11 protein-coding genes are annotated in these 12716 nt (G+C 74.5%); 7 read left to right on the top strand and 4 right to left on the bottom strand.

What is annotated here, in order from left to right:
• Positions 1-25: 25 nt before the first annotated feature.
• Entirely contained in the window at positions 26-919 is an 894-nt protein-coding gene (locus ACFV61_RS06665; protein ID WP_063351348.1) for a biotin--[acetyl-CoA-carboxylase] ligase, read from the bottom strand.
• Between the two features lie 241 nt (positions 920-1160).
• On the opposite strand from ACFV61_RS06665, the gene ACFV61_RS06660 reads away from it, so the two are divergent.
• The 5 genes from ACFV61_RS06660 to ACFV61_RS06640 all read left to right on the top strand — a co-directional run bounded on the left by ACFV61_RS06660 (position 1161) and on the right by ACFV61_RS06640 (position 5957).
• Positions 1161-2750 carry an acyl-CoA carboxylase subunit beta gene (locus ACFV61_RS06660; protein WP_380490460.1) on the top strand — a complete coding sequence of 530 codons (1590 nt, stop codon included), beginning with the start codon at positions 1161-1163 and terminating at the stop codon, positions 2748-2750.
• Positions 2751-2774: 24 nt separating this feature from the next.
• On the top strand, positions 2775-2996 hold the full coding sequence (locus ACFV61_RS06655) for an acyl-CoA carboxylase epsilon subunit (RefSeq protein WP_350877317.1): 222 nt from the start codon (positions 2775-2777) through the stop codon (positions 2994-2996).
• A 73-nt stretch (positions 2997-3069) separates the two neighbouring features.
• Positions 3070-3195 (top strand): morphogenic membrane protein MmpB, encoded by a 126-nt coding sequence (gene mmpB, locus ACFV61_RS06650; protein WP_279634918.1) that lies wholly within the window; start codon positions 3070-3072, stop codon positions 3193-3195.
• A gap of 97 nt (positions 3196-3292) precedes the next feature.
• Positions 3293-3892, top strand: a complete 600-nt coding sequence (locus ACFV61_RS06645; RefSeq protein ID WP_380430878.1) for a nucleoside triphosphate pyrophosphatase — start codon at positions 3293-3295, stop codon at positions 3890-3892.
• Between the two features lie 289 nt (positions 3893-4181).
• Positions 4182-5957, top strand: a complete 1776-nt coding sequence (locus ACFV61_RS06640) for an acetyl/propionyl/methylcrotonyl-CoA carboxylase subunit alpha (RefSeq protein ID WP_380490459.1) — start codon at positions 4182-4184, stop codon at positions 5955-5957.
• Positions 5958-6037: 80 nt separating this feature from the next.
• Here the strand turns inward: ACFV61_RS06640 and ACFV61_RS06635 are convergent, their stop codons facing one another.
• Positions 6038-6994 (bottom strand): DeoR/GlpR family DNA-binding transcription regulator, encoded by a 957-nt coding sequence (locus ACFV61_RS06635; RefSeq protein ID WP_380336068.1) that lies wholly within the window; start codon positions 6992-6994, stop codon positions 6038-6040.
• A 236-nt stretch (positions 6995-7230) separates the two neighbouring features.
• Entirely contained in the window at positions 7231-8679 is a 1449-nt protein-coding gene (locus ACFV61_RS06630; protein ID WP_063349077.1) for an NAD(P)H-quinone dehydrogenase, read from the bottom strand.
• 99 nt (positions 8680-8778) lie between these two features.
• Between ACFV61_RS06630 and ACFV61_RS06625 the strand changes: the two genes are divergently transcribed.
• Positions 8779-9216: a gamma-glutamylcyclotransferase gene (locus ACFV61_RS06625; RefSeq protein WP_063349076.1), complete on the top strand. Its 438-nt coding sequence runs from the start codon at positions 8779-8781 to the stop codon at positions 9214-9216.
• A gap of 10 nt (positions 9217-9226) precedes the next feature.
• Here ACFV61_RS06625 and ACFV61_RS06620 read toward each other — a convergent pair whose 3' ends face one another.
• Complete coding sequence (locus ACFV61_RS06620; RefSeq protein ID WP_380490457.1) at positions 9227-10219, bottom strand: hypothetical protein; 993 nt, start codon at positions 10217-10219, stop codon at positions 9227-9229.
• Positions 10220-10465: 246 nt separating this feature from the next.
• Here ACFV61_RS06620 and ACFV61_RS06615 point away from each other — a divergent pair, with 246 nt between their 5' ends.
• Complete coding sequence (locus ACFV61_RS06615; RefSeq protein ID WP_380490455.1) at positions 10466-12712, top strand: HAMP domain-containing protein; 2247 nt, start codon at positions 10466-10468, stop codon at positions 12710-12712.
• Positions 12713-12716: the final 4 nt, after the last annotated feature.

Raw genomic sequence — 12716 nt, 5'->3', positions numbered from 1 at the left:
GTCAAGGAGAGGTGAAGAGTGCCGTTCAGCGGGGCTCGGGGCGCACGTGGACGACGTCCCCCGCGCCGACCGCCCGGCGTGCGCCGTCGGGGGTGCGGACCACCAGGCGGCCGTCGCCGTCGATCGCCACCGCCTCGCCGACCAGCTCCCGGTCGCCCGGCAGGTGCACCTTCACCTGGCGGCCGAGCGTGGTGCAGCGGTCCGCGTAGGCGCGGAGCAGCTCGCTGGTGTGCGGGTCGCCGGCGGCGGCCGTCCAGGTGCGGTACAGCCCGGCGAACTCGCGCAGCAGGGCGCGCAGCAGGGTGGACCGGTCGGTGACCTCGGCGCCGGCCAGCGCGAGCGAGGCCGCGGTGGGGACGGGCAGCTCGGGCTCGCGCAGCGAGACGTTGATGCCGAGGCCGGCGACCACGGCGCCGCCGCTCAGCTCGGTGAGGATGCCGCCGAGCTTGCGCTCCGCGCCGTCGATCTCCACCTGGAGGTCGTTGGGCCACTTCAGCCCGACCTCGACCCCGGCGACCCGGCTCAGCGTGCTGGCGGTGGCCACCCCGACCAGGATCGGCAGCCAGCCGTAGCGCTCGACCGGCACCTCCTCGGGGCGCAGCAGGACGGACAGGAACAGCCCGGAGCGGGCCGGGGCGCTCCACTGGCGTTCCAGCCGGCCGCGCCCGGCGTTCTGCACCTCGGCGACCAGCACCGCGCCCTGCGGGGCGCCGGCCCGGGCGCGGGCGGCGAGGTCGTTGTTGGTGGAGCCGGTCTCGGCGACGACGTCCACCGAGGTCCAGAGCCCGTCCGGGACCAGCAGGTCGCGGCGCAGCGCGGCCTCGTCCAGCGGCGGGCGGTCCAGGTCGGTCCACGGCGACGGCCCGGCGTGGCCGAAACCGCGCAGTCCACTGCGGCGGGGGGAGTCGGGTGCGGTCATGGTCCAGAACACTAGGTCCTGTCCGGTCGCATGGGGCGTAGGCCGCCCCATCGTCCCGCAGAACGCGCGTTGACACACTGTGTCGATGGCCATAACGCCAGGACATGACGTCCGGGCCGGTGCGCTGGCTACGCTACCCAACGGTAGTTCGCAGCGCCGCCCTGCCCTCATGCGCGGGCCCCCACTCCGGCCCGCGCGCACTCGAACAGGTCGCGGCCCATGGATCAGGGAGAGCCACCGGATGACCGAGGCGCCGTACGACCCCCACACCACCGCCGGCAAGCTCGCCGACCTGCGGCGCAGGCTCGACGAGGCGGTGCACTCCGGCTCCGCCGCGGCCGTGGAGAAGCAGCACGCCAAGGGCAAGCTGACGGCCCGCGAGCGGGTCGCGGAGCTGCTGGACGAGGGCTCCTTCGTCGAGTTCGACGAGTTCGCCCGGCACCGCTCGACGAACTTCGGGCAGGAGCGGAACCGCCCGTACGGCGACGGCGTGGTGACCGGCTACGGCACCGTGGACGGCCGTCAGGTCGCCGTCTTCGCCCAGGACTTCACCGTGTTCGGCGGCTCCCTGGGCGAGGTGTTCGGCGAGAAGATCGTCAAGGTGATGGACTTCGCGCTGAAGACCGGCTGCCCGGTCATCGGCATCAACGACTCCGGCGGCGCCCGGATCCAGGAGGGCGTGGTCTCGCTCGGCCTGTACGGCGAGATCTTCCGCCGCAACGTGCACGCCTCGGGCGTGATCCCGCAGATCTCGCTGATCATGGGCCCCTGCGCGGGCGGCGCGGTGTACTCCCCCGCGATCACCGACTTCGTGGTGATGGCCGACCGGACCTCGCACATGTTCATCACCGGCCCGGACGTGATCAAGACCGTGACCGGCGAGGACGTCGGCATGGAGGAGCTGGGCGGCGCCCGCACCCACAACAGCAAGTCCGGCAACGCGCACTACCTGGCCGCCGACGAGAAGGAGGCCGTCGAGTACGTCAAGAGCCTGCTCTCGTACCTGCCCTCCAACAACCTGTCGGACCCGCCGTCCTACCCCGAGCAGGCGGACCTCACCGTCACCGACGAGGACCTCGAACTCGACGCCATCGTGCCGGACTCGGCGAACCAGCCGTACGACATGCGCAAGGTGATCGAGCACATCGTCGACGACGGCGAGTTCCTGGAGACCCAGCCGCTGTACGCGGGCAACATCATCACCGGCTTCGGCCGGGTCGAGGGCCAGTCCGTCGGCATCGTCGGCAACCAGCCGATGGACCTGGCCGGCTGCCTGGACATCAACGCCAGCGAGAAGGCCGCCCGCTTCATCCGGACCTGCGACTCCTTCAACATCCCGGTGCTGACCTTCGTCGACGTGCCCGGCTTCCTGCCCGGCACCGAGCAGGAGTGGGACGGCATCATCCGCCGCGGCGCCAAGCTGATCTACGCCTACGCCGAGGCGACCGTCCCGCTGATCACCGTGATCACCCGCAAGGCCTTCGGCGGCGCGTACGACGTCATGGGCTCCAAGCACCTGGGTGCCGACCTCAACCTGGCCTGGCCGACCGCGCAGATCGCGGTGATGGGCGCGCAGGGCGCGGTCAACATCCTGCACCGGCGGGAGATCGCCGAGGCCGAGGCGGCGGGCGGTGCCGAGCAGAAGCGGGCCGAGCTGATCGCCTCGTACGAGGACACCCTGCTGAACCCGTACCTGGCGGCCGAGCGCGGCTACGTGGACGCGGTGATCCCGCCGAGCGAGACCCGCCGGCACATCGTCCGGGGTCTGCGGGCGCTGCGCGGCAAGCGCGAGGTGCTGCCGCCGAAGAAGCACGGCAACATCCCCCTGTAGGCCCTCGTCGGGAGAGAATGAGCCATGGCACCGATCCACGTGCTGCACGGGCAGCCGACCCCCGAGGAGCTCGCCGCCGTCCTGGCGGTGGTCCAGGCCCGGGCCGCCGCCGCGCAGGCCGCCGCCGAGGCGGCGCGCCGGGCCGGTGCCGGCCCGGCCGCCCCCTGGAACGACCGTTCCCGCCTGTTCCGCCAGGCCGTCCACCCGGGCGTCAACGCCTGGCGGACGTCCGGCTGGGCGAGCTGACCCGCCCGGATTGCCCGAAAGCTGAGTACGGATACTCAGGCGCCCGGGGCCGGGCGCGGCGCACCCTGGACGTGTGCTCTGGTCAGACCCCCGCGACGAGCCCTCCCCGGAGGCCCGCCGGATGATGGAGCGGCTGCACCGGGCCGGCCGGGTGCTCGCCGCCCTCGCGATGGTGGCCGCCGTCCTCCTCCTGCTGTGACCGGCGCCCACCCGACTGCGGTGACCGCCACTCACCCGACCGCCGCGACCGTCGTTCACCCGAACGGCGGACACCGGCACCCCCTACCCTGAGGGGCATGACCGACCAGCGCATCCTCGTCCTCGCCTCCGCCTCCCCCGCCCGCCTCGGACTGCTGCGCCAGGCGGGCCTCGACCCGCGCGTGGTGGTCAGCGGCGTCGACGAGGACGCGATCAGCGCCGCCACCCCGGCCGAACTCGCCCTGGTGCTGGCCGAGGCCAAGGCGAAGGCGGTCGCCGCCGCACTGACCGACGGCGAGCTGGTGATCGGCTGCGACTCCGTCCTGGAGCTGGACGGCCAGGCCCTCGGCAAGCCCGCCGACGCCACCGAGGCGCTCGCCCGCTGGCAGTCGATGCGCGGCCGGGCCGGGGTGCTGCGCACCGGCCACTGCGTGATCGACACCGCGACCGGCCGGCAGTCCTCGGCGACCGCGTCCACCACCGTCCGCTTCGGCACCCCGGACGACGCCGAGATCGCTGCCTACGTGGCCTCCGGCGAGCCCCTGCACGTCGCCGGGGCGTTCACCCTGGACGGGCGCTCGGCGCCGTTCATCGAGGGCATCGACGGCGACCCGGGCAACGTCATCGGCCTCTCGCTGCCGCTGCTGCGCACCCTGCTCGCCGACCTGGACGTCCGGCTGGTCGACCTCTGGGCCTGACGGCCGGACCCGCAGAACGGGCGGCGGCCCGCCGCCCGTTCCACCGTCGTTTGAGCCGGCCGCGCGAGAGTGTGTCCGATGCCACCGGGGCACCGGACAACGCCCGGTCACCCGCTGTGGATCCGGCCGGTTCGACCGCACCGGCCGCGACCTGCGGCGTCACCGGACAGGCGGTCGACGGGCCCCGGAAATTCATCACCGTCCGTGTGGGATAGTTCACAACCTGGGGCTACTCGCCGGTACCGCCCAGGAATCCATAAACTCGACCAGGTTCAAGAAGGGAGCCACAGTGCGCAAGGTGCTCATCGCCAACCGCGGGGAAATCGCCGTCCGCGTCGCCCGGGCCTGCTCGGACGCCGGTATCGCCAGCGTCGCCGTCTACGCCGAGCCGGACCGGGATGCGCTGCACGTCCGCGCGGCCGACGAGGCTTACGCGCTGGGTGGAGACACCCCCGGCACCAGTTACCTGGACATCGCCAAGGTCCTGAAGGCCGCAGCGGACTCCGGGGCCGACGCCGTCCACCCCGGCTACGGGTTCCTGTCGGAGAACGCCGACTTCGCCCAGGCCGTCCTCGACGCGGGCCTGACCTGGATCGGCCCGCCCCCGCAGGCCATCCGCGACCTCGGTGACAAGGTCACCGCCCGGCACGTGGCGCAGCGCGCCGGCGCGCCGCTGGTCGCCGGGACCCCGGACCCGGTCTCGGGTGCCGACGAGGTGGTCGTGTTCGCCCGGGAGCACGGCCTTCCGGTCGCCATCAAGGCGGCCTTCGGCGGCGGCGGCCGCGGCCTCAAGGTCGCCCGCACGCTGGAGGAGATCCCGGAGCTGTACGAGTCCGCGGTGCGCGAGGCCGTCGCCGCCTTCGGCCGCGGCGAGTGTTTCGTCGAGCGCTACCTGGACAACCCGCGGCACGTGGAGACCCAGTGCCTCGCGGACAAGCACGGCAACGTGGTGGTCGTCTCCACCCGTGACTGCTCGCTGCAGCGCCGGCACCAGAAGCTGGTCGAGGAGGCGCCCGCGCCGTTCCTGACCGCCGAGCAGAACGCCGAGCTGTACCGGGCGTCCAAGGCCATCCTGAAGGAGGCCGGCTACGAGGGCGCCGGAACCTGCGAGTTCCTGGTGGCGCTGGACGGCACGATCTCCTTCCTGGAGGTCAACACCCGGCTGCAGGTCGAGCACCCGGTCACCGAGGAGGTCACCGGACTCGACCTGGTCCGCGAGATGTTCCGGATCGCCGACGGCGAGGAACTGGGCTACGGCGACCCCGAGGTGCGCGGCCACTCGTTCGAGTTCCGCATCAACGGCGAGGACCCGGGCCGGGGCTTCCTGCCCGCGCCCGGCACCGTGACGCTGTTCGCGCCGCCGTCCGGCCCGGGCGTCCGGCTGGACTCCGGCGTGGAGACCGGCTCGGTCATCGGCCCGGCCTGGGACTCCCTGCTGGCCAAGCTGATCGTCTCCGGCCGGGACCGCAAGCAGGCCCTGGAGCGGGCCCGCCGCGCGCTGAACGAGTTCAAGGTGGAGGGCATGGCCACCGCCATCCCGTTCCACCAGGCGGTCGTCACCGACCCGGCGTTCGCGCCCGAGGTGCACGGCGGCGAGGGCCCGTTCACGATCTACACCCGGTGGATCGAGACCGAGTTCGACAACACCATCCCGCCGTTCGCGGGCGCGGCCGGCGACGGCGAGGAGGCCGAGGGCCGCGAGACCGTCGTGGTCGAGGTCGGCGGCAAGCGGATCGAGGTCTCGCTGCCGTCCTCGCTGGGCGTCTCGGCGGCCCCGGCGGCCGGTGCGGCGGGTGCCGCGAAGGCCACGCGCCGGGTGGGCGCCAAGAAGGCCGGTTCGGCCGTCAGCGGTGACACCCTGGCCTCGCCGATGCAGGGCACCATCGTCAAGGTCGCCGTCGAGGAGGGCCAGGTCGTCGCCGAGGGCGAGCTGATCGTGGTCCTGGAGGCGATGAAGATGGAGCAGCCGCTGAACGCGCACAAGGCGGGCACCGTCGTCGGCCTCAAGGCCGAGGTGGGCGCGAGCGTCAGCAGCGGCGCCGCGCTGTGCGAGATCAAGGACTGACGCGCTCCCTGGAGCACCGGCCGGCCCGTACCCCCTCGGGGGGGTGCGGGCCGGCCGCGTTCGCGCGGCGGTACAGGCCCTCAGCGCCCTCGCGGGAGGCCCAGCTCGGCCAGCCTGGCCGGCAGGCCGCCCGGACCGCCCGGACCGCCGTGCGCGCCCGGCCGGCGCTGGCCGGGCAGCGGGGCGCCGCCGGGGGGCGGGGCGGGGCGGCGCGCCAGCGGGCCGGGCTGGGTCTGGTGGACGGGCCCGCTGCCGGTGCCGTGCACCGGGGCGTCCCCGGTGGGGGCGGCGCCGAGCGGCGCCAGGTCGATCTGCACCCCGCAGTCGGCGATCGCGTCGAGTTGCCGGGCGGTGCCGTCGTCGGCGGTCGCCTGCTCGTCCGTGACCAGCCGGGTGATGTTCTCGGTGGGCACGGTCTGGAACATGGAGTCCGCGCCGAGCTTGGTGTGGTCGGCGAGGACGATGACCTCGTTGGCCGACTGCACCAGCGCCCGGTCCACGCTCGCGGACAGCATGTTGGCGGTGGACAGGCCCCGCTCGGCGGTCAGCCCGCTGCCGGAGATGAAGGCCTTGGAGACCCTCAGCCCGTGCAGGGACTGCTCGGCACCGCTGCCGACCAGCGCGTAGTTGGAACCCCGCAGGGTGCCGCCGGTCATCACCACCTCCACCCGGTTGGCGTGCGCCAGCGCCTGGGCGACCAGCAGCGAGTTGGTGACCACGGTGAGGCCGGGCACCCTGGCCAGCCTGCGGGCCAGCTCCTGGGTGGTGGTGCCGGCGCCGACCACCACCGCGTCCCCCTCCTCCACCAGGCCGGCGGCGAGGTCGGCGATGGCGCTCTTCTCCGCCGCGGAGAGGTGGGTCTTCTGCGGGTAGCCGGGTTCGCGGCTGAAGCCGCCGGGGAGCACCGCGCCGCCGTGCCGGCGGTCGAGGAGCCCTTCTGCCTCCAGTGCCCGTACGTCGCGGCGCACGGTCACTTCGGAGGTCTGGACGACGCGGGCCAACTCCCGGAGCGAGACCGCTCCGTTGGCGCGCACCATTTCGAGGATCAACTGGCGACGTTCTGCTGCAAACACAGAACCGACGGTAACCTGCGTGACCGTCTGCTTTCAGGCGTTTGCAGCTAGTAGCTGGAATTGCTCACGCAAGAGCGGCGCGTGACCGTACAATACGCGCCGTCAGCAGCCCGGGACTGCGCCCGCCGTCCGGGTGACGATCACTCCTGCGCAAAAGGCGGCCGCCGATCGGCAGCCGCCCTCAACTGTGCGCCGGAGGCTCAGGATTCGCTCTCGACCCGCTTGCGGATGTGCAACTGCCGGGCGGCCTCGGCGGTCGAGCCGGAGACCGACGGGTAGACGGTGAAGGCGCTGGCCACCTGTTCGACGGTCAGATTGGCGTCCACCGCGAGCGCGATCGGGTGGATGAGCTCGCTGGCCCGCGGGGCGACGACCACGCCGCCCACCACGATGCCGGTGCCCGGGCGGCAGAACAGCTTCACGAAGCCGTCCCGGATGCCCTGCATCTTCGCCCGCGGGTTGCCGCGCAGCGGCAGCTTGACCACGACCGCGTCCATCTTGCCGCACTCCACATCGGCCGCGGTGTAGCCGACGGTGGCGATCTCCGGGTCGGTGAAGACGTTGGAGGCGACGGTCTTCAGGTTCAGCGGCTGCACCGCGTCGCCGAGCGCGTGGTACATCGCGATCCGGCCCTGCATGGCCGCCACCGAGGCGAGCATGAAGACGCCGGTGCAGTCGCCGGCCGCGTAGACGCCCGGGGCGCTGGTGCGGGAGACCCGGTCGACCTGGATCTGGCCCCAGTCGTTGAGCTTGACCCCGGCCTCCTCCAGGCCCATCTGCGCGGTGTTGGGGATCGAGCCGACCGCCATCAGGCAGTGCGTGCCCTCGATCACCTTGCCGTCGGCGAGGGCCACCTCGACCCGGTCGCCGATCCGCTTGACGCTCTCGGCGCGCGAGCGGCCCATCACGTTCATGCCGCGGCGGCGGAAGACGTCCTCCAGCACCTCGGCGGCGTCCGGGTCCTCGCCCGGCAGCACCCGGTCACGGCTGGAGACCAGGGTGACCTTGGAGCCGAGCGCCTGGTAGGCACCCGCGAACTCCGCGCCGGTCACACCGGAGCCGACCACGATCAGCTCGCGGGGCAGCTCCTCCAGGTCGTACACCTGGGTCCAGGTGAGGATCCGCTCGCCGTCCGGCTGGGCGTCCGGCAGCTCCCGGGGGTGGGCGCCGGTGGCGATCAGCACCGCGTCGGCGCGCAGCGACTGGACGGTGCCGTCCGGCGCGTCCACCAGCACCTCACGGGAGCCGTCCACCGCCTGCCCGCCGCCGCCGAGCCGGCCGCGGCCGCGCAGCACGGTGACCCCGGCCCGGGTGACCGACTGGGTGATGTCGTGGGACTGCGCGATCGCCAGCCGCTTCACACGGCGGTTGACCTTGCCCAGGTCCACGCCGATGACCTTGGCCGCGTCCGCGGCCTCGTCCTGCGCGACGGTGATGCCCAGCTCCTCGTACGAGCTGTCGAAGGTGGTCATCACCTCCGCGGTCGCGATCAGGGTCTTCGACGGCACGCAGTCGGTGAGCACCGCCGATCCGCCCAGACCGTCGCGGTCGACGACGGTCACCTCCGCGCCGAGCTGCGCGGCCACCAGCGCAGCCTCGTAGCCGCCGGGTCCGCCACCGATGATCACGATCCGAGTCACGTGCACCATTGTCCCGCACGCCGGGAACGCCGCCACGCCGGGGTCCGGGCTTCTGTGCGATCGCCCAGTCGCCGCGGACCGTCCATCCACCGGGCTAGTCTTCCCCCCATGCCCCTTTACGCCGCGTATGCCACCAACCTCGATGCACGGCAGATGACCCGCCGCGCCCCGCACTCACCACTGCGCGGCACCGGGTGGCTGGACGGCTGGCGGCTCACCTTCGGCGGTGAACAGCTCGGCTGGGAGGGCTCGTTGGCCACCGTCGTCGAGGACGGGAAGGACCAGGTCTTCGTCTCGCTGTACGACGTCGCGCCGATGGACGAGGAGGGCCTGGACCGCTGGGAGGGCGTCCAGCTCGGCATCTACCGCAAGATCAAACTGCGCGCGCAGACCCTGGACGGCGACACCCCGGTCTGGACGTACGTGCTCAACGACTACGAGGGCGGCCTGCCCGCGGCCCGCTACCTCGGCCTGGTCGCCGACGCCGCGGAGAGCGCCGGCGCCCCGCACGACTACGTGATGGACCTGCGCCGCCGCCCCTGCTAGCCCTGGCCCACTAGCCCTGGCTCGCGGCCCAGCCGCGGGCCGTCTGCGCCAGCACCCCGGCCACCGCCGCGCGGCGGGCCGGCTCGGTGCGCAGCCCGTTGCCCAGCTCGACGTGCAGCCACGGCACGCCGAGCCCGGCCGCGAACCGGCCCTCGACGTTGGTGGTGCCCCCGAGCTGCCCGCACTTCTCCCGCCAGGCCCGGCAGGCCGCGTACCCGGCCTTCCCCAGCCCGGTGGCGGTCAGCTCGGCGGCCGGGCCCGGCTGGCCGGCGCCGCTGGAGACCACCGCGTCCTGCCCGGGCAGGCTGCCCTCGTCGAAGCCGTGCACCTGGATGCCGGGCAGGCCGCGCCCGGTGAGCGCCTCGACCACCGCCGCGAAGACCGTGTCGGCGCGGTGCGCGACGTCCGAGGCGCCGTCCGCCCCGGCCCGGCGGTGCGCCCCGGCGAGCACCAGCACCCCGCCCGGCGCGGCCCGGAAGAGGTCCACCCCGAGCGCCTCGGTACGGGCGTCCGAGACCGGGTGGGGCACCTGCACGGACCAGCCCGTCCGGGCCGAGAGGTCCAGGTAGACCCGGCCCCAGCCGCGGCCCTCGGCGTCCGTGCCGTCGGCGATCTCCGCCACCCGGCGGCCGGTCGCCGCCTCGGTGAACTCGGTGAGCCGGTAGCCGACCCGCGCCAGCGAGCGCCCGGCCTGCTCGGCCTGCCCGTCCAGCGCGCCGAGCACGCCGTCGGCGATCGCCCGGCGCTGCCCGGCGTCCGGCGCGGTGTACGGGCCGCCCGGGGTGAACCCGGCGGTGTACCCGTCGACCAGGGCCGCCAGGTCCACCGGGGCGGGCCCGGTCGGTCCGCTCCGGCCCGCCGGGGCGCCCGCCGCAGCGCCCGCCGCCGACGGCCGCTCGTCGGAGCCGCGCACGGCCAGCGTCAGCACCGCCGCGAGCGCCGCCAGCACCAGCAGCACCGCCGCCGACAGCAGCAACGGGCGTCGCGAACCCCGAGTCTCCATGGCCGTCGAACCTACCGTGCCGCCCGCCGCGGACCACCGGGGGCCGCCCGGGACCGCGCACCACGCCCGGTTCGCGGAAAGAGATCCCTAAGCGGCATCCGATCGACACCGGAACGTGACAACTTTTCGAAATCTCCTTCGTACGCTGTTCCGGCTTGACCAACTCTTGATCAGTGCTTGACCGACGAGAAGGCCGGCGGACCTCCCGGGGACAGGTGCGCCGAGCCCCGAGAAGAACGAGGCCCCGTGAGCACGGCACCCAACCCGCCGCGACAGCACCGCTATCGCCGCCGGGCCGACATGCCGCTGCTGGGAGGCATCCGCCCGCCCATCGCGCTGCTGCTGGTGCTGCTGCTCGCCGTCGCCGCCATCACCGCGCTCGCCGTCGGCGGGCTGCGCGTCGACGACACCCCGCAGGCCGTCCGGGAGTCCCACCAGTACGCCGCCGAGGACACCGCGGCCTCGCTGCGCGCCGGGCTGCACGAGAGCGCCACCGACCTGCGCCGGGCCGCCGCCCGCTACGACGCCGCGCCCGCCGAGCCGGCCGCGGTGCTGTCCGCGCTCGGCCAGGCGTACCACAAGTGGCGCGGCACGGCGGTGGTCCGCCCCGACACCGGCAGGCTGCTCGCCGCCCGCGGCGAGACCGTGCCGCTGGCCGGCCTCGACCTCAGCCGGGTCACCGACACCGCGCCCGCGCCCGTCCTGGTGCCCTCCGCCGCCGGCACCCGGCTGCTCACCTTCGCCCTGGTCGCCACCAAGGCCGACGGCCGCGCCCTGCTGGTCGCCTCCGACAACCTGCGGCTGCCCGGCATCGCGACCCGCAAGGAACAGACCATCCAGGTCCTCGACGCCGCCGGCGCCGTCCTGGACAGCACCGGCGCCGAACTCGGCGCCGAGGCCGACCGCGCCGTGGTCACCGGCGCCCGGGAGCGCGCCGCCCGCGAGCGCCCGGCCCCCGGCGGGACGGCCGCCGGCAGCCTGGCCGGCAGCCCGGACGCCAAGGGCGTGCGCCGGGTCGCCGGCTACGCCGCCGTCGGCGCCGCGGGCGGGCACGACCCGGCCGCCCCGCTCGGCCTGACCGTGGTCTCCACCAGCACCGTCGACGGCAAGCCCGGCAGCCTGCGCCACCCCGCGCTCGGCCTGGCCGCCGCCGGCGCGCTGCTCGCCCTGGCCCTGCTGCTCGCGTGGTACCTGAGCCGCAGCCTCCAGCGGCCGCTGCTTCGGCTGTTCCTGGAGTCCCGCCGGCTCACCCGCGGCGAACGGCTCGACCTGCCGGTCCGCGGCCCGAAGCGGAGGGAGGCCGGCCGGATCGCCCGCGCCCTGGAGGAGCTGCGGCTGCAACTCCTCGACCCGGCCCGCCCGCCGGCCCCCGCCGCGCCGAAGCGCCGCCCCGGCACCGCACTGCCGCTGGCGCTGTGCGCCGTCCTGGTGCTCGGCTGGTCCGGCCCGCTGCTGTTCCTGGGCGGCAACGACCCGACCGTACGGGTCCCCACCCAGGTGGTGGCGGGCCAGCGCGACCGCACCGACACCGCCGCCGACCGGATCCGCCAGGCGCTCAACGAGGGCTACGCGGACCTGCGTTCGCTCGCCCCCGAACTCGCCGGCGCCTCCGTCGGCAAGGCCGACGCCCTGCTGCGCGCCACCCTCACCGAGCACGACCGCTACCGCGCGCTGTACGTCCTCGGCGCGAACGGCGAGGTCCTCGCGCACGCCGGCGACGCCCCGCACCGCACCGGCCCGCAGGCCCTCGGCCCGAGCGGCGTGCTGCTGCTCAACAGCTCCGGCCGGGAGCCCCGGATCGCCGCCCGCGCGGCCCTCACCGCCGCCCCCGCCGACGCGGAGTCGGAGGGCGCCGCCGAGCCGCCCGGGCCCGTGCTGATCGGCGAGTTCAAGACGGACTTCCTCAGCGGGCTGCTGGTCCGCCCCGGCCTCGGCCGGGTCTGGCTGGTCGACGACCGGCAGCGGGTGCTCGCCGCCAACGAGGGCTACAGCTCCTTCGGCGAGCTGCCCGAGGGCCGCGCCAGGGCCCTGCTGGCCGAGGCGAGGAAGTCGGCCGCCGCCGAGGTGTTGCGCGGCGGCGGCGACCCGGCGCTGTTCGCCGCCGCCCCGCTCGGCGGCAACGGCAGCGTGGCCAAACTGGGCTGGTCGGTGGTCACCGCCCACCCGGTGGCCTGGCTGCACCTGGACGAGAACCGGGCCGACCGGCGGGCCGTGCTGGCCGGCATGCTCGGCCTGGCCGCGGCCGCGCTCTGCCTCGGCTGGCTGTTCATCGCGGTCGGCCTGCCGCTGCGCCGGCTCGCGGCGAGCGCCGAGGCGCTGGCCGCCGGGGACCGCCGGACGGTGCTCTACCCCGTCCACCACGACGAGGTCGGCGCCGTCGCCCGGAGCCTGGAGCTGATCCGCCAGGAGCTGGTCCGTCAGGAACCGGCCCGCCCCCGCCGCACCGCCACCGCCGCCCCCGCGTCCGTCCCCGTGCCCGCGCACGCCCGCTGAGCCC

Origin of the sequence: Kitasatospora sp. NPDC059817, from assembly GCF_042731835.1 — a bacterium.
In the GTDB taxonomy this organism is placed as follows: Bacteria; Actinomycetota; Actinomycetes; order Streptomycetales; family Streptomycetaceae; genus Kitasatospora.
The sequence above is the reverse complement of the archived record's forward strand: the minus strand, read 5'-3'. Positions and strand labels throughout refer to the sequence as shown.